The sequence below is a fragment of the Mycolicibacterium sp. HS_4_1 genome (assembly GCF_054515875.1).
In genome coordinates this window covers 2,220,096-2,236,043 of sequence record NZ_CM137261.1, presented here as the reverse complement: position 1 = coordinate 2,236,043, position 15,948 = coordinate 2,220,096, and the positions used below count along the sequence as shown (strand labels likewise).

Annotated in this window: 16 protein-coding genes; 9 read left to right on the top strand and 7 right to left on the bottom strand. The window is 66.9% G+C overall.

Annotation, left to right across the window (positions count from 1 at the left end; genetic code table 11):
• Window positions 1-13 precede the first annotated feature (13 nt).
• Together ACX12F_RS10610 and ACX12F_RS10605 are read left to right on the top strand one after the other, a co-directional pair.
• The gene (locus ACX12F_RS10610) at window positions 14-472 is read left to right on the top strand and encodes a DUF350 domain-containing protein (protein ID WP_459370306.1); all 459 of its coding nucleotides are present in this window, start codon (window positions 14-16) and stop codon (window positions 470-472) included.
• The gene (locus ACX12F_RS10605; protein WP_459369522.1) at window positions 472-2,052 is read left to right on the top strand and encodes a polyamine aminopropyltransferase; all 1,581 of its coding nucleotides are present in this window, start codon (window positions 472-474) and stop codon (window positions 2,050-2,052) included. The genes ACX12F_RS10610 and ACX12F_RS10605 overlap by 1 nt, the downstream gene beginning before the upstream one ends.
• Before the next feature lie 69 nt (window positions 2,053-2,121).
• Here the strand turns inward: ACX12F_RS10605 and ligA are convergent, their stop codons facing one another.
• Window positions 2,122-4,179, bottom strand: a complete 2,058-nt coding sequence (ligA, locus tag ACX12F_RS10600) for an NAD-dependent DNA ligase LigA (RefSeq protein ID WP_459369521.1) — start codon at window positions 4,177-4,179, stop codon at window positions 2,122-2,124.
• A gap of 56 nt (window positions 4,180-4,235) precedes the next feature.
• On the opposite strand from ligA, the gene ACX12F_RS10595 reads away from it, so the two are divergent.
• Window positions 4,236-4,631, top strand: a complete 396-nt coding sequence (locus tag ACX12F_RS10595; protein WP_459369520.1) for an MmcQ/YjbR family DNA-binding protein — start codon at window positions 4,236-4,238, stop codon at window positions 4,629-4,631.
• A 125-nt stretch (window positions 4,632-4,756) separates the two neighbouring features.
• Here ACX12F_RS10595 and ACX12F_RS10590 read toward each other — a convergent pair whose 3' ends face one another.
• From ACX12F_RS10590 to ACX12F_RS10580, 3 genes are all read right to left on the bottom strand, one after another.
• Window positions 4,757-6,163, bottom strand: a complete 1,407-nt coding sequence (locus ACX12F_RS10590; protein ID WP_459369519.1) for an HNH endonuclease signature motif containing protein — start codon at window positions 6,161-6,163, stop codon at window positions 4,757-4,759.
• Between the two features lie 115 nt (window positions 6,164-6,278).
• Window positions 6,279-6,926: a class I SAM-dependent methyltransferase gene (locus ACX12F_RS10585; RefSeq protein WP_459369518.1), complete on the bottom strand. Its 648-nt coding sequence runs from the start codon at window positions 6,924-6,926 to the stop codon at window positions 6,279-6,281.
• Between the two features lie 45 nt (window positions 6,927-6,971).
• Window positions 6,972-7,394, bottom strand: coding sequence for a hypothetical protein (locus ACX12F_RS10580; protein WP_459369517.1), 423 nt, complete (start codon window positions 7,392-7,394; stop codon window positions 6,972-6,974).
• Between the two features lie 97 nt (window positions 7,395-7,491).
• Between ACX12F_RS10580 and ACX12F_RS10575 the strand changes: the two genes are divergently transcribed.
• The 4 genes from ACX12F_RS10575 to ACX12F_RS10560 all read left to right on the top strand — a co-directional run bounded on the left by ACX12F_RS10575 (window position 7,492) and on the right by ACX12F_RS10560 (window position 10,575).
• Window positions 7,492-8,322 (top strand): SDR family NAD(P)-dependent oxidoreductase, encoded by an 831-nt coding sequence (locus ACX12F_RS10575; protein WP_459369516.1) that lies wholly within the window; start codon window positions 7,492-7,494, stop codon window positions 8,320-8,322.
• A gap of 116 nt (window positions 8,323-8,438) precedes the next feature.
• Window positions 8,439-8,981 (top strand): VOC family protein, encoded by a 543-nt coding sequence (locus ACX12F_RS10570; RefSeq protein WP_459369515.1) that lies wholly within the window; start codon window positions 8,439-8,441, stop codon window positions 8,979-8,981.
• A gap of 8 nt (window positions 8,982-8,989) precedes the next feature.
• Window positions 8,990-9,910 (top strand): fumarylacetoacetate hydrolase family protein, encoded by a 921-nt coding sequence (locus ACX12F_RS10565; protein WP_459369514.1) that lies wholly within the window; start codon window positions 8,990-8,992, stop codon window positions 9,908-9,910.
• Entirely contained in the window at window positions 9,910-10,575 is a 666-nt protein-coding gene (locus ACX12F_RS10560) for a TetR/AcrR family transcriptional regulator (RefSeq protein ID WP_459369513.1), read from the top strand. Before ACX12F_RS10565 ends, ACX12F_RS10560 begins: the two co-directional genes overlap by 1 nt.
• A 34-nt stretch (window positions 10,576-10,609) precedes the next feature.
• On the opposite strand, the gene ACX12F_RS10555 is transcribed toward ACX12F_RS10560, so the two are convergent.
• Window positions 10,610-11,935 (bottom strand): ABC1 kinase family protein, encoded by a 1,326-nt coding sequence (locus ACX12F_RS10555; RefSeq protein ID WP_459369512.1) that lies wholly within the window; start codon window positions 11,933-11,935, stop codon window positions 10,610-10,612.
• A gap of 53 nt (window positions 11,936-11,988) precedes the next feature.
• On the bottom strand, window positions 11,989-13,113 hold the full coding sequence (locus ACX12F_RS10550; RefSeq protein WP_459369511.1) for a M24 family metallopeptidase: 1,125 nt from the start codon (window positions 13,111-13,113) through the stop codon (window positions 11,989-11,991).
• 67 nt (window positions 13,114-13,180) lie between these two features.
• Between ACX12F_RS10550 and ACX12F_RS10545 the strand changes: the two genes are divergently transcribed.
• Entirely contained in the window at window positions 13,181-14,131 is a 951-nt protein-coding gene (locus ACX12F_RS10545; RefSeq protein WP_459369510.1) for a 5'-3' exonuclease, read from the top strand.
• Between the two features lie 68 nt (window positions 14,132-14,199).
• On the opposite strand, the gene ACX12F_RS10540 is transcribed toward ACX12F_RS10545, so the two are convergent.
• Window positions 14,200-14,922: a DUF4333 domain-containing protein gene (locus ACX12F_RS10540; protein ID WP_459369509.1), complete on the bottom strand. Its 723-nt coding sequence runs from the start codon at window positions 14,920-14,922 to the stop codon at window positions 14,200-14,202.
• Between the two features lie 141 nt (window positions 14,923-15,063).
• Here ACX12F_RS10540 and ACX12F_RS10535 point away from each other — a divergent pair, with 141 nt between their 5' ends.
• Window positions 15,064-15,942 (top strand): MBL fold metallo-hydrolase, encoded by an 879-nt coding sequence (locus tag ACX12F_RS10535; RefSeq protein ID WP_459369508.1) that lies wholly within the window; start codon window positions 15,064-15,066, stop codon window positions 15,940-15,942.
• Window positions 15,943-15,948: the final 6 nt, after the last annotated feature.

The window sequence follows — 15,948 nt, the reverse complement described above, 5'->3', positions numbered from 1 at the left end:
CGAGGAGACTCCGATGTACCTGGCCGCCATCGACTTCGGCACCGTCCACACCGACGCCATCATCCAGAACATCGTCGGTTCAGTGCTGTACTTCTTGGTGGGAGTGCTGGTGCTGGCCGCCGGCTTCCTCATGGTCGACGTGTTGACACCCGGCAACCTCCGCCGGCAGGTGTTCGTCGAACGGCGGCCTAACGCGGTGGCGGTCACCGCCGCGATGGATGTCTCGCTGGCCGCCATCATCATCACCGCGATCCACTCGAGCTCCGACCGTCTCGGACAGGGTTTGATCGACACGTTGATCTACGGGCTGATCGGCGTCGCCCTTCAGGGCCTGGCCCTGGTGGCCGTGGAGTTGTTGGCGCCCGGCCACTTCCGGGGCGAGATCCACGCCGAGGACTTCCACCCCGCCGCCGTGGCGGTCGCCGTGGTGCTGCTGGCCGTCGGCGGCATCAACGCCGCCGCTCTCACCTGATGGTGACGGAAACCCCAGAGGCCCAGGCGGTCCCTGGACCTACGGTCGGAACGCGTTGGCGTGCGCTGCTTTTGGCAGCGGTGGCGGCGTGCGCCGCATGCGGCATCGTCTATGAGCTTGCGCTGCTGACCCTTTCGACGAGCCTGAATGGCGGCGGCGTTGTGTCGACGTCGCTGATCGTCGCGGGCTACGTCGCAGCCCTGGGCGTCGGCGGGCTGTTGGCCAAGGCCCTACTGGCCCGCGCGGCGATCAGCTTCATCGCGGTGGAGACGGCACTGGGTGTCGTGGGTGGCCTGTCGGCGACGGTGCTGTACGTGACGTTCGCATTCCTGGGCGACTCCGATTGGGTGTTGGGTGTGGCGACAGCCCTGATCGGCGGGTTAGTCGGTGCGGAAGTGCCGCTGCTGATGACGCTGTTGCAGCGGGGCCGGGTCGCCGGGGCCACCGATGCCGGCCGGGTGCTGGCCAACCTCAATGCCGCCGACTATCTGGGCGCCCTGCTGGGCGGCCTGGCATGGCCATTTCTGGTCTTGCCTCACCTGGGCATGATCCGCGGCGCGGCCGCCACCGGAATGATCAACCTGGCTGCCGCAGCGGTGGTTTCGGTTTTTCTGCTGCGCCACATCCTGAGCCGGCGGGAATTCATCGGCGCGCTGAGCGCCCTGGTGCTGGCGTTCGCGGTGCTGGCCGGGTTGATGGCGGCCGCCGACGGCATCGAGACCACGTCGCGACAGCGGCTGTATGCCGATCCGATTGTGGCCTATCGACATTCGGCCTACCAGGAGATCGTGGTGACCCGCCGTGGCGATGACACCCGGCTGTATCTCGATGGCGGATTGCAGTTCTCGACCCGCGACGAGTACCGGTACACCGAATCGCTGGTGTACCCGGCGTTGGGCCACGGCGCCCACTCAGTGCTCGTGATCGGTGGTGGCGACGGCCTGGCAGCGCGGGAATTGTTGCGTCAGAAAGGTATCGACCGAATCGTCCAGGTCGAACTGGACCCCGCGGTGGTCACGATTGCGCGCACCACATTGCGGGACGCCAACGCCGGTGCGCTCGACGATCCGCGCGTTCATCTGATTCTCGACGACGCCATGACATGGCTGCGGGTCCCGCACCCCGACGTCGTGCCGCCGGGCGGATTCGATGCGGTCATCGTCGATCTGCCGGATCCCGACAACCCGGTGCTCGGCCGGCTGTATTCGACGGAGTTCTATAGCCTTGCCGCCCGGGCACTGGCGCCCCAGGGACTGTTGGTGGTGCAGTCCGGCAGTCCGTACTCGACGCCGACGGTGTTCTGGCGCACGGTGTCCACCATCGCGTCCGCGGGATTAGCCGTGACGCCCTACCACGTCGAGGTGCCGACATTCGGCGACTGGGGTTTCACGCTGGCCCGACGCGGTCCGGTACCACCAGCGCCAGTGATGCCCAAAGACGCTCCCCCGCTTCGCTTTCTGAATCAACAGGTGCTCGATGCCGCCATCGTCTTCGCGCCCGACACTGCGCCCCAACACCTGCCGCCGTCGACTCTGGAGCATCCCCTGATCGTCGACGACATGCGCCGCGGTTATCGGTAGAGCACCGAACCGACGAGAATCGCGCGGTGATTGCCGGGATTCTGGGGGACGCTGACGCCGCCCTCGAGATCAGAGCGCGTCCGGCCCGTCCTCCAACAACCGCCGGAAGCCGTCCTCGTCGAGGATGGGCACACCGAGCTCAACGGCCTTGTCGTACTTGGACCCTGGTGCGTCACCGGCCACCACATAGGCGGTCTTCTTCGACACCGAGCCGGCCGCCTTGCCGCCGCGGACCAGGATCGCTTCTTTGGCCTCGTCACGCGAGAACCCGGTCAACGAGCCGGTCACCACGATGGACAGGCCTTCCAGCGTGCGCTCGATGCCGGCGTCACGTTCGTCGGCCATGCGCACACCTGCGGCCCGCCACTTGTCCACGATGGCGCGGTGCCAGTCGACGGTGAACCAGTCGATCACCGCGGCGGCGATGGTCGGGCCGACGCCCTCGACCGCGGCCAGCTGTTCCTCGGAGGCTTCGGTAATCGACTGCAGGTCGCCGAATTCCGCGGCGAGCGCGCGGGCCGCTGTCGGGCCGACGTGCCGGATGGACAGCGCCACCAGCACTCGCCACAGCGGCTGCTGCTTGGCCCTACCGAGGTTGGCCAGCAGGCGAGCGCCATTGGCGGAGAGCTCGCCCTTCTGGGTCTTGAACAGGTTGGTGCGCAACAGGTCGTCGGCGGTGAGATCGAAGACGTCGCCCTCGTCGGTGATCACGCCGGCGGCCAGCAGCGCGGTGGCCGCCTCGTAGCCGAGACCCTCGATATCGAAGGCCCCGCGGCCCGCGACGTGGAACACGCGCTCACGCAGCTGCGCCGGGCATGACCGGGTGTTGGGGCAGCGAATATCGGCGTCGCCTTCCTTCGACGGCGCCAGCGTGCTGCCGCACTCGGGACATGTTGCGGGCATGACGAATTCGCGCTCGGTGCCGTCACGCAGGTCGACCACCGGGCCGAGCACCTCGGGGATGACGTCACCGGCCTTACGAATCACCACGGTGTCGCCGATCAACACGCCTTTGCGCTTGACCTCGGTGGCGTTGTGCAGCGTCGCCAACCCGACCGTCGATCCCGCCACGGTGACGGGCTCCATATAGGCGAATGGCGTGACGCGGCCGGTGCGCCCCACGCTGACCCGGATATCGAGCAGCTTGGTGGTGACTTCCTCGGGCGGGTACTTGTAGGCGATGGCCCACCGGGGCGCGCGACTGGTGGCCCCGAGCCGCCGCTGCAGCGTCCGGTCATCCAGTTTGACCACCACGCCGTCGATTTCGTGATCGACATCATGACGATGCTCACCCCAGTAGGCGACGCGTTCGGCCACCGCGGCGATACCCGTGACGCGGGTGGTGTGGTCCGATACCGGCAGTCCCCAGGCCTTCAGCGCGCGATACGCGTCGTGCAGCGACGCCGGCTCAAAGCCTTCGGTAAGGCCCAGACCGTGGCAGATCATGTGCAGCCGACGGCGTGCGGTGACGGCCGGATTCTTCTGCCGCAACGACCCCGCGGCACTGTTCCGCGGATTGGCGAACGGCGGCTTGCCTTCCTCCACCAGGCTGGCGTTGAGCGCGGCGAAGTCCTCGAGGCGGAAGTACACCTCGCCGCGGACTTCCAGCACGGCAGGCACCGGGAACTCATCGGTGCCGGTGAGCACCTCGGGCACGTCGGTGATGGTGCGGGCGTTGAGCGTCACATCCTCACCCGTGCGGCCGTCGCCTCGAGTGGCGCCGCGGACCAGCTTGCCGTCGCGGTAGACCAATGCGAGCGCGACGCCGTCGACCTTGAGCTCGCAAAGGTACTCCAGATCCCCGCCGAGCTCGTTGGCGAGCCGGGCCGCCCATGCCGTCAGCTCGTCGCTGTTGAACGCGTTGTCGAGCGACAGCATGCGTTCCAGGTGCTGCGCCTCCCCGAACTCGGTGGCGAACCCGGCGCCGCCGACGAGCTGCGTCGGCGAATCGGGTGTCCGCAGTTCGGGGTACGTCTCTTCGAGCTGCTGCAACTGCCCCAGCAGCTTGTCGAACTCACCGTCGGAGACGATCGGAGCGTCCTTGACGTAGTAGCGGAACTGGTGGCCGCGAACTTCTTCGGCCAGTTCCTGCCATTGCCGGCGCACGTCGGGATCGGGTGAGCTCACCCGGTAAGGCTAGCGAAGGGGTCTGACGGGGCGCGAAGTGTCGATAGGCTGGGCACGTGCCGCATCCGATCATGTTCGACGATGACGACCCCGGACTGTCAGAGCTGCGGACGGTGGCACTGAGCTTCCCCGAGGCCTTCGAGAAGGTGTCCTGGGGCCGGCCCGTGTTCTGCGCGCCCAAGATGTTCGCGATGTACGGCGGCAATTCGAAGACGACGGGCGAGATGGTCGCGTATCCGCATTCGGTCCTGGTCAAGGTCGACGAGTCCGACCGCGCCGCACTCGAACAGGATTCGCGCTTCTACTATCCCGCCTATCTGGGCCCGTCAGGCTGGCTCGGGCTCGATTTCACCGCGGCGAAGGTCGACTGGGACGAGGTCCGCGAACTGCTGGACGCGTCGTTCCGGCTGATCGCGACGAAACGGTTGGTCAAGCTGCTCGACGAGAGTTGAGCAGCTGCGCCCGCTTTAAACGCGTTGGGACACAGGTCGATACCTCGGCCTGTGCGCCTTTGCGGCGCATGCGGTAGCAGCGGCATGGAGGTTCTCCGCGCCGCCGGGCATCGCAAGGCGCCGGGTTAGGTTGTGGGACTGTCACTTTCACCGTCACCATCGCTATCTTCGCCCTCCGTCGGATACAGCGTCGGGTGGTGATACTCGTTCGTCCGGGGTTGGCCGACGTCCAGTAGTGGTGGCGGGGTCCAGTGGGCTCTTCCGTCGGGGCCCATGGTGGTGCTCCAGCCGCCAGCGTGGGCGGCTCGGTTGTCGCAGCCGCAGGCCAGGGCGAGGTTGGTGATATCGGTGTGGCCGTCGTCGCCCCAATCGGTGTCAACGTGGTGGGCCTGGCAGCGCGAGGCCGGGGCGGTGCAATTGGGTTTGGTGCAGCCGCGGTCACGCGCGAACAACATGATCCGCTGCCCGGTGGATGCGGTACGACGCGCCCGGCCCAAATACAGCGCAATGTTGGTGTGTTGATCGAATACCGCGAGGTAGTGGTGGGCGCCGTGGGCGGCCATCCGGATCAAATCCCGCACCGGCAGTTTCGATCCCGTGTGGGTGACCGCGACCCCGGCGCCGCGTTCGAGTTCCTGCACCGTCGTGGTCGCCACCACCGCGACCGGGAGCCCGCTGTGCTCGCCCAACTGCCCGGAGGCCAGCATCATCCGGCCCACCGCTTTGAACGCGTCGTACTGACGCTGAGCCACGGTGCGGGTGTCGCCCGCGATCTGGGCTTGGGTCGGTGTGCCCGAGATGCACGGCTCGGGATCGTCGGGATTGCACATCCCCGGCGCGGCCAACTTTTCGAACAACGCCTCCCAATAGGCCCGAGCCTCCGGATCGAGGCTGGCCTTGACTTCCGAGCGCCCATCGGCCTGCTGCTTACCCATCACGAACGACCGTTGCGGGTCCGGTTCGTCATCGTCAGGTTCGGGCCCGTCCTGATCGAGCCGGTACAGCAGATCAGCGGCCGCTTTGCGCAGCTCCTCCGGCGTCTTGTACCGCGCTGCGGCCACCAGGTCGCGTTCACACTGCACCAACGTGACCGGGTCCACCCACAACGGCACCTTCGCAAAGAATCCGGTGATCACCGCGATATGCTCGATATTGATGACACCGTCGGCTTGGGCGGCGGCGACCAGTTCCCACACCGGGCCCAGGGGTTCGCCGGTGATCGCCGACCGCGGCCCGAGATGGTCGCAGTCGCGGACCCGGCGGCGGGCCTCCTCCCAGCTGATGCGATGCCGGATATGCAGCACCTCGGGCCAGTCTTTCGCCCCGATGTCTTTGGCCGTGGCCTGGGTCTGGGCAGCGGCCAGGATCTGGTGGTCGACCGCCTCGGCGGCACACTTCAGGGTTTCGCGACGGGACTGCAACTCCAGCAATGCCCGCACGTCCAGGCCGGTGTAGTCCAGGGACGCGACCCGAGCCAGCACCGCGTCGAGGTCCGCGTAGACCTCCTCGACAAGGCTGCTGGCAATATCCATACTTCGAACACTAGTTCGGACCACTGACAAGTTTCGACGGTTTGGGACAGCTGTGCCGAAAGTGACGAATGAGCCAAACACGTTGCTCGGCATGGCCTTCCGCTCACTACGCCAACTACGGCCGAGCGGCTCGACGCGCGATGAGGTAAGCCTGTCGGGTGGACTCGATTTCGTCGTCGGGTTGCCGAACCAGCTCGGCGTAGACGCGCAATCCACTCTTCGCCAACAGGTCTGCGACGACATCCGGTCGACGTCGGATGAACGTCAAGTTCACCTGCGCACCATCGAAGTCCGTCAGCACCCGCGGTTGCTCGCCGACCTGGAACGCCACAAGCACCACCCCGCCCGGCGCCAGCACCCGGTGAAACTCGGCAAACACTGCCGGCAGATGCGTGTCCGGGACATGGATGATCGAGTACCAGGCGCAGAGCCCGCCGACGCTGCCGTCGGCCACATCGAGGTCCAGCATCGACCCAACGCGAAAAGATAGACCCGGGTTGTGCTGTCGTGCCTGCGCAATCATGTTGGGCGACAGATCGATTCCGATGACGTCCAGGCCGGCGGCGGCAAGTGCCGCAGTGGCCACGCCGGTGCCGCACCCCACATCCAGCACACCCGCCCCGGGATCCACTAGCGCGGCGAAGGCGCCGATCATCGCGCGGTCCACGGGCCTGTCGTCGAGGTGGCACTGGTAGCGCGCGACGTAGTGTGCGGCGCTGCGGTCGTAACCGTCACGGGTCACCGCGACAAATTCGGGCTCCACTGCAGCACTGTCACGCACGCCGAAACCACCTCCGCTTCATGCCATTCAGTCAGCACTCGATGCTAGCCGCGCTCGCCGATGCAGGAGCCACACTCCGCCGAGACCCAGCGCAGCATCCTCCACGACGGTGGCGACATTCCACGCCCCTCGGCGATCACCACTGGCCATCGCCCACAGCCGGACAACGGCCAGCAGCAGCGCGGCCGCTGACCAAGAGCTCACGAAGGCATCCCGATCCCGACCCCTCGCGTACACCACCAGGCCGTAGCCCAACCCGGCATTGAGGGCACCGATCTCCCTTTGGTACCAACGATCCCGCGCCCACCCATAGTGGTCCGCGACCTTGTCGGGCGCGAGCAGGTGGCCGCCGAAGGCACCGACGGCCATGGCGAGAGCGCCAGTCCCGATAAGCCACTCGCCTGAGCCGAGGCGCGATTCCGGCCGCGCCTTGCCTGCGATATCGAACATTGTTCCTCCTATTGACTGATTATCAGTCAGTCTGCCACAGTAGAACCGGTCAGCCGGAAAGGTCAACGCTTCCGGCCCAATTCAGTCGGAGGACTCCATGACCACAAACGGCCGAATGAATCTGCAGGACAAGCGAATAATTCTCACCGGCGCATCAAGCGGAATCGGGCGAGCGCTTGCCGGCGCCCTGGCAGACGAGGGTGCGCTGCTGGTCTTGGCCGCCCGCCGCAAACCGCTGCTCGACGAACTCGCCACCGAGATCAACGATCGCGGCCATGCCCGCCCCACCGTCATCACCGCCGACCTGTCCGAGCCCGGCGCGGCATCAGATCTGGGCGCAGCGGCGCTGGAGGCGTTGGGCGGTACCGCTGACATCCTGATCAACAACGCCGGCACCAACCTGACCGGCGCCCAGTCACGCATCGCGGACGCACCCGAAGCACGTGCCGTCTTCGAAACCAACGTCTGGTCGCCCCTCGCGCTGACGGCTGCGGTGTTGCCCGCGATGCACGCCGCCGGCTCGGGCACCATCGTCAATGTCACCTCGACTGTGCAATCGGTGCCGTTACCGCTTCTCGGCTACTACGCAGCATCGAAAGCCGCCCTGGCACAGGCAACCCGTTCCTTGTGCCGGGAACTCACCGAAACTCCGATCAACGTCATGGAAGTGATACCCGGAGCCACCGACACCGCACTTCGTGACATCGATGAACTGCCGTGGAAGACCACGCCGCCACGCACTCTGCCACCCGTCGCACCTACAGCGACCGCCAAAGTCATCGTCCGCGCCCTCAAGCGCGGCGCCGACCGCGTCGTCTACCCGGCGTACTCGCTGGTCCCGCTGGAGGTTCCGGCGTTCGGACGCCTGATCGCGACCGTCGGCGGGCGCCGCGTCGACACGCTCGGGGCCATCGGGGCCTCGGCATGACGTCGCCGACGAGCTCCGCCGGTCTCAGAATCGACACAGCTGACCTCGATCAGACCCGGGCTGGTGCACCGAACCGGTTGGCGCACATCGTATTCAAGACCCCGCGCCCTGCCGAGATGACCGACTGGTACACCACCGTTCTGGACGCCGTAGTGGTGTTCGCCGACAAGCGGATCACCTTCTTGACCTACGACCAGGAACACCACCGGGTGGCATTGATCAAAGTTCCTAGCGTGCTGCGTTTTCCGGGAACGGTCTGGAAGTTGCACCGCAAGGTGTACGGCGTCGACCACGTCGCCTTCACCTACGACCGGCTCGATGATCTGGTCGCAACGTACCGACGGCTGTCCGATGCCGGTATTGCACCGGTGTGGTGCATCAACCATGGGCCGACCACATCGATGTACTACGAGGACCCGGACGGCAATCGAGTCGAGCTGCAAGTCGACAACTTCGCCACCAACTCCGAACTGCTGCAGTGGTTGTCGAGCGGCGAGTTCGACGAGAACGCCATCGGCGTCGAATTCGACCCCGAGGTACTCGAACGCCGGCTCTCAGCCGGCGTGCCCGCGGCGACGTTGACCAAACGGGGATCCGCGCCGCCTGACGGCCGCAGGCCCCGGTCCGGGCTGCGCACGCTGCGCTGGAAAACTCTCTGAGGACGACGATGCGCCTGGCCACCTTCTCCACCGATGACAGGTCGATGCACGTTGGCGTCGTGATCGCCGCCGAGATCGCCGATCTGACCGCCCTCCCGGGCGGTCCGCGGAGCATGCTGAGCGTGTTGGCGCGCTCGGACTGGCACGAGTCAGTCACATCGCTGCTCAGCGCGGCGCCCCGTGTTGCGCTGTCAGCGGTGAAGCTGCATGCGCCGGTTCCCGCACCACCGAAGTTCATGGCGATCGGTCTCAACGCACGCGACCACAGGAAAGACATCAATGTCCGGTGGTTGATGCGCGAGCCCAAACTCATCCTGCTCGCGGCTGGGTACCTACTGGCCCATCCCCGGCCGAAGCACCCGTTCTTCTTCGCCAAGGCCACCTCGAGCGTTGTCGGTCCATCTGATCCGATCTTGTTGCCGGAAAACACCTCTCGCGTGGACTGGGAGGGTGAGCTTGCCGTGGTGATCGGTGCCACCGTCCATGACGTCGACCACGAAACGGCACGTCGGAGCATCGCCGGCTATCTCGTCGCCAACGATGTCTCGGTGCGCGACTGGCAGTTCGACAACCCGACGTCGGCTGCCCTCGCGAAGAGCTACCCGAGCCACGGCCCACTGGGACCGTGGCTGGTCACCGTCGACCGCGTCGATCCAGCCGACATGGAACTGCGTACCTACCTCAATGGCGAACTGCGGCAACGGGGCCGCATAGCCGACCTCATCTTGTCCCCCGCCGAGATCGTCAGCCGGCTCAGTCGATTCTGCGTGCTGCAGCCCGGCGATGTCATAGCGTGTGGCACCTTCGCCGGCACCGGCTGGCCGACGGGGCGATTCCTGCAGTCCGGCGATACCGTTCGCGTGGAAATCGACGGCATCGGGCACCTCGCCAACCCAGTGATCGCACCCTCACCGGCTAGCCTGCAGTGATGACCGCCGACAACGCCGCCGCAGCCACCGTCGACCGCAGGCAAGCGATCATCGACGCGGCACGAGCGCTGTTCGCGACCCGGCCCTATGACCAGGTGACCACTACCGAAATCGCCAAGAAAGCCGGGGTGGCCTACGGGCTCATCGCCCACCACTTCGAAAACAAGCGCGGCCTCTACCTCGCGGTGATGAGTCAGATCGCCGACGAGATCGCCGCCGTGCAACTCGCGCCGCCACCGCCCGGCTCATCGCTGGCCGACCGGCTGCGGCACGGTCTGCGCCATCAGATCGCCTATATCGACACCCACGCCGACACCTTCATTCCCCTGATGCGCGGAGCGCTCGGCGCCGACCCTGAACATCACGCTGCCATCGCCAATCTGCGTTGGATTGGGGCACAACGGATCCTGCTCGCCCTCGGCATTACCGAACCCGTGCCGCCAACTTTGCGCACCGCCATGCGGGGCTGGGTCGGGTCCCTCGATGAGATGATGATCGACCGCATCACCCACCGCGACACCGATGCAGATACCCTCGTCGAACTCGCGACCGCAGCGCTGGCGAACACCCTGCTCACGGCCGCGGCGATCGAGCCGGCAATCGTCTACCCCGCTGAGGCGCACCGCGAACTCGCCGCCATGGCCGGGCATCCGACCCCGGACTGACCCGGCGCCACGCGGCTCGTACTCCGGGGCGGCGTCAGTCCTCGCGGAATCCGGGCACCCACTTCTCGACGATCTCGGCATAGTTGATGGTCGCGTCGAGCTGCGCGGCAATGCCGAGCAGGCCACCCAGTACCCGGAACATCATCAGGTAGTTGGGCGGCAGGTTCAGCTGACGGCTGGTCTTGAACGTCGCGGCGAACTGTTCGCTGCGGATATCTGCCGCGGTGGCGGCGATACCCTGCAGCCAGCTACGGCTGAAGTGGAAGCTCTTGTGCCGCAACGGTTCGATGTACGGCAACAGGTAGGCGTTGATCTCCTCGTGAGAGACGGTCGCCCCGGCCGGGATGAAGCCCTCGTCCCGCAGGTAGTCCGTCATCTCCTCCCACTTCTCGTCCCGCGCGAGCCGCAGGATGGGCCCGGTCGCCCGCGGCAGCCCGCCCTCATGGACCGCGCAGGCTCCGAAATCCATGACGCCGAAACGCCCGTCGTCCAGCAGCATGAAGTTGCCCGGATGGGTGTCGACATGCAGCAGTCCGCAGCGGTAGGGGGCGCTGATGGTGACCTCGAGCAACATGTGCGCACAGCGGTTGCGCTCTTCCTCGGTGCCATTGGCGATGATCTCGGAGAGCTTGCGGCCCTCCATCCACTCCGTGATGACCACCTTCGGCGACGACGCGACGACCGCTGGGACGTAGAACTGTGGATCCCCCGCAAACGCCTTGGCAAACGCACGCTGATAGTCCGCCTCGATGCGGTAGTTCAGTTCTTCCTCGGTGCGCTCGATGAGCTCGTCGATGATGCTCTTGACGTCGGCACCGGGAACCACCTGTTTGAAGAGCGACGTCAGCATTCGCAGCGTCTTGAGGTCGGCGCGCACCGCCTCGTCGGCGCCGGGGTACTGCACTTTCACCGCAACTCTGCGGCCGTCGCTCCACACGGCGCTGTGCACCTGGCCGATGCTCGCGGAGGCGACGGGCTTGTCGTCGAAGGACTGGAAGCGCTCGCGCCATTTGGTGCCCAGCTGGGCGTCGAGGACGCGGTGGACCTTGTCCGCCGGCAGCGGCGGGGCGTCGCTCTGCAGTTTGGTCAGCGCTTCGCGATAGGGCTCGGCGTACGCCGGCGGGATGGCGGCCTCCATGACCGAAAGCGCTTGCCCGAGCTTCATCGCGGCGCCCTTGAGCTCCCCCAGCACCTGGAACAGCTGCTCGGCAGCCTTCTCGACCAGCTCGGCGTTGACGTCCTCTTTCGACTTGCCGGCCATACGTTTGCCGACGCCCAGGACGGCGCGGCCGGCGATACCGGCCGGAAGGGTTGCCAGTTTGGCGGCACGCCCGGTGCGGCCACGGCGAATTTCAGCCATGTCGTCGATCTTGTCTTTCTTAGCCGATCTTGACAACAACCCCGGCCAGAACCCTACGAAACCGGCACAACCACCAGTTCGTGCGGCTGGTTGTTCATCGACACACAGCCGTCGTCCGTCACGACGACGATGTCCTCGATCCGGGCACCCCACTGCCCCGCGAAATACACACCGGGCTCGACGCTGAACGCCATGCCCGGCTCGAGCGTCAGCGCATTACCCGCCACGATGTAGGGCTCCTCGTGGACCGACAGCCCGATGCCGTGGCCGGTGCGGTGTACGAACACCTCGGCAAGCCCTTCCGCCGCAAGCACGTCGCGGGCCGCGGCGTCGATCTGTTCGGCGGTCATCCCGGGCCGCACGGCCGCCACTGCTGCCGCCTGTGCCCGCTGCAGCACCGAATACTGTTGCGCCACGACGGGATCGGGTTCGCCGATGCTGTAGGTCCTGGTGCAGTCCGAGTTGTAGCCGGGCTCGACCGGCCCGCCGATGTCGACGACGACGATGTCACCCACCTGCAATTGCCGGTCGGAGCATTCGTGGTGCGGGTCCGCGCCGTTCGGGCCGGAGCCGACGATGATGAACGCCACCTCCGAATGGCCCTCCGCGACAATCGCTTCGGCGATGTCGGCAGACACGTCGGCCTCGGTGCGGCCCGGCACCAGGAACTCCGGTACCCGCGCGTGCACCCGGTCGATGGCCGCCCCGGCCTTCATCAGGGCGTCGATCTCGCTGGGGTCCTTGATCATTCGCAGCTGCCGCAGCACGTCGGTGGCCAGCACCGGCACGGCCCCGAGGACCGCCGCCAACGGCAGCAGATGCAGTGCGGGCATGGCATCGGTGACCGCGACCAGGTTTCCGGGCAGCGCCGCGGCCACCAGGGCGTAGGGGTCGTCGCCGTCGACCCAATCCCGAACCGCCAGGCCCAGTTCCAGGATCGCCGACTCTTTCAGCGACGCCAGCTCCAGCCGCGGCACCACGACCGTCGGCGTCGACCCGTCAGCCGGCACCACGAGCGCCGTCAACCGCTCGAAGGTCTGCGCGCGCGAGCCCACCAGATACCGGAGGTCATACCCCGGGGTGATGACCAGCCCGGCCAGGCCGGCGGCGTGCGCGGCCGCGGCGGCCGAGCGCAGGCGCGCGGCATAGACGTCGGTGTTGAATCGGCCTGAGCTCATGGCAATAGGCTAGTGCGATGCTGATCGACATCCGCGACAGGCGGGCCCGAGGATGAATGAGCCGAGCGTGAGCCAGCCGATCCTGCTCCTCGACGGTGCCAGCATGTGGTTCCGCTCGTACTTCGGGGTGCCGTCCTCGATCACCGCGCCCGACGGCCGCCCCGTCAACGCGGTCCGCGGCTTCATCGACAACATCGCCGCCCTGGTCACCCAGCATCGCCCGGACCGCCTGGTGGTGTGCCTGGACCTGGATTGGCGTCCGCAGTGGCGCGTCGACCTGATCCCGTCGTACAAGGCGCACCGGGTCGAGGAGATCACTCCCGGCGACGCCCCTGACATCGAGGAAGTGCCCGACGACCTCACGCCCCAGGTCGCCATGATCATGGAGCTGCTCGACGCATTCGGTATCGCCACCGCCGGCGCACCGGGTTTCGAAGCCGACGACGTGCTCGGCACGCTGGCGACCCGGGAGCAGACCAGCCCCGCGATCGTGGTCAGCGGCGACCGTGACCTGTTGCAGCTGGCCAGCGATGACGGCCCGGGAATCAGGGTGTTCTACATCGGCCGCGGTATGGCCAAAGCCGTGCTCTACGGGCCCGCCGAGGTCGCCGAGAGCTACGGCGTCCCGCTGCATCGCGCCGGCGCCGCGTACGCCGAGCTGGCGCTGATGCGCGGCGACGCCTCCGACGGGTTGCCGGGCGTCGCCGGCATCGGCGAGAAGACGGCGGCGACCCTGCTGCAGACCTACGGCTCGCTGCCGGCGATCGAGGCCGCCGCGCAGGACCCGACCTCGAAAATGGCTGCGGCGCAACGCAAGAAACTTCTTGCCGCCGCCGACTACATCACCGCCGCACTGCCCGTCGTCCTCGTCGCGACCGATGCGCCGGTGTCGATATCAACCGAGTCCGACACGCTGCCGCTCGCAGCCCGCGATCCGCAGCGCGTGACCGACCTGGCCGCCAAGTACGGCGTCACCAACTCGATCGCGCGGCTGCAGAAAGCCCTCGACAAGCTCTAAGCCACCAAAAAGTCCCCCCACACGCTCGGCGTGTTGGGGGGACATTTGGGGACTGGTCGCGAGAAACGCTACTTCGGGCGGCCGACCTCGTAGGTGCCGTTGTCGTCTTTGAAGGTGACCTTGACGGTGCGCTTGGTGCCGTCGATGTTCACGTCGCAGTCGAACGTCTGCCCGGACTTGACCTCAGGATCGGCGCCGTTGTTGCACTTGACGTCCTTGACGTTCTTGGCGCCGTAACCGTTGGTCTCGTCGGTCAGGACCTTCTGCACGCCGGACTGCGCGGCATTGACGTCGAGCTTGGTGGTGACGAAGAAGCCCGGCCACAGGAAACCGAGCACGCCGACGACCGCGACGATGATCACGGCCACGACCCCACCGATGATCAGCAGTGTCTTGTTCGACTTGGCTGCCGGTGCGCCGAACTGCTGGTCGAACTGCTGCCCCGCGGCGCCTTCACCGAACTGCGGCTGACCGTACTGTCCGGGCTGGCCGTACTGGGGCTGGCCGTACTGCGGCTGTCCGTAGGCGCCCGGCTGGGGGTAGGCCTGCTGCGGATAGCCCTGCGGGTACTGCTGCTGCGGGTAACCGGGAACCTGCTGCGCTCCGGGCTGCGCGGCACCGGGCTGAACTCCCGGGTACTGCTGCTGGTACTGCTCCGGGTTGTAGGCCGGCTGCTGCCCCCACGCCGGGGCGGCAGTGGTCGGCTGCTCGGCGCCGGACGCCGGCTGCCCCCAAGCGGGCTGCTGACCTTGCCACTGCTGTGACGGATCAGTTCCCTCTGGACCGCTCATCGTCTCTCCTCGGTGCTCTACGGCTCGGACATCATCCGGGCTGCTGGTCAACCACACTACCGGTGCCGCCGTTCCTGGATGACCTGCACGCGGGGCGCGTGTCTGGGCATTACCTGACCCGGCCGGCCTTAGTCTCGCGGTATGACGGACCAAATCCGGCTCGGCAACGCCATCGTGACCCGCGTGGCGGAAACCCAGGTTCAAATCCCCACGTCGCTGTGGCCGTCGACACCGCCGGAGGCCTGGCACGCCGAGGCCGAACTGCTCGCCCCGCGGTTCTGGAACCCCGAGACCGACCTGTTCCGGATCGCGATTCAAAGCTGGGTGTTGCAGGTCGACGGGCTGACCATTGTCATCGACACCGGCGCGGGCAACGACCGGCACCGCCCGCACATGCCGCCGCTGGATCACCTCAGCACCCCGTTTCTGGACAACATGCGCGCTGCCGGCATCGACCCGTCCGACGTCGACGTCGTCCTGAACACGCATCTGCACACCGACCATGTCGGCTGGAACACCCAATTGGTCGACGGCGCCTGGGTCCCCACTTTCCCCAACGCCCGCTATCTGATGCCCGAGGCCGACTACCGGTTCTTCGCCCCCGACGATCCGGAGGCCACAGACGAGATGCGAACGGTGTTCGAGGACAGTGTCATTCCGGTGGCGGACCAGACCGAGCAGTTCTCCGGTGACTACCAGCTGAGCGACTCGGTGTGGCTGCGCCCGGCCCCAGGCCATACGCCGGGTTCGTCGGTGCTGTGGCTCGATGCCGGCAAGCCGGCCGTGTTCGTCGGCGACCTGACCCACTGCCCCATCCAGATTCCCCGACCGGATGATCCGTGCGCCTTCGACGTCAACGCGGCCGAGGCGACCGTTACCCGCAAGCGGGTGTTCACCGAGGCATCCCGGCGGCGGGCGACGGTGGTCCCGGCGCACTATGCCGGCCATGGCGGCGCGACCATTGTGGCACGCGGCGACCGGTTCATGGTCGACGACTGGCTGGACCTGGGTCTGGCCTGACCAACC

Bases quoted from the DNA above. Each gene is read 5' to 3' on its own strand.
- ACX12F_RS10550 (WP_459369511.1), bottom strand. From the start codon at position 13,113: ATGAGCTCAGGCCGATTCAACACCGACGTCTATGCCGCGCGCCTGCGC.
- ACX12F_RS10540 (WP_459369509.1), bottom strand. From the start codon at position 14,922: ATGAGCGGTCCAGAGGGAACTGATCCGTCACAGCAGTGGCAAGGTCAG.
- ACX12F_RS10580 (WP_459369517.1), bottom strand. From the start codon at position 7,394: ATGTTCGATATCGCAGGCAAGGCGCGGCCGGAATCGCGCCTCGGCTCA.
- ACX12F_RS10590 (WP_459369519.1), bottom strand. From the start codon at position 6,163: ATGGATATTGCCAGCAGCCTTGTCGAGGAGGTCTACGCGGACCTCGAC.
- ACX12F_RS10535 (WP_459369508.1), top strand. From the start codon at position 15,064: ATGACGGACCAAATCCGGCTCGGCAACGCCATCGTGACCCGCGTGGCG.
- ACX12F_RS10555 (WP_459369512.1), bottom strand. From the start codon at position 11,935: ATGGCTGAAATTCGCCGTGGCCGCACCGGGCGTGCCGCCAAACTGGCA.
- ACX12F_RS10605 (WP_459369522.1), top strand. From the start codon at position 472: ATGGTGACGGAAACCCCAGAGGCCCAGGCGGTCCCTGGACCTACGGTC.
- ACX12F_RS10575 (WP_459369516.1), top strand. From the start codon at position 7,492: ATGACCACAAACGGCCGAATGAATCTGCAGGACAAGCGAATAATTCTC.
- ACX12F_RS10570 (WP_459369515.1), top strand. From the start codon at position 8,439: ATGACCGACTGGTACACCACCGTTCTGGACGCCGTAGTGGTGTTCGCC.
- ACX12F_RS10560 (WP_459369513.1), top strand. From the start codon at position 9,910: ATGACCGCCGACAACGCCGCCGCAGCCACCGTCGACCGCAGGCAAGCG.
- ACX12F_RS10565 (WP_459369514.1), top strand. From the start codon at position 8,990: ATGCGCCTGGCCACCTTCTCCACCGATGACAGGTCGATGCACGTTGGC.
- ACX12F_RS10610 (WP_459370306.1), top strand. From the start codon at position 14: ATGTACCTGGCCGCCATCGACTTCGGCACCGTCCACACCGACGCCATC.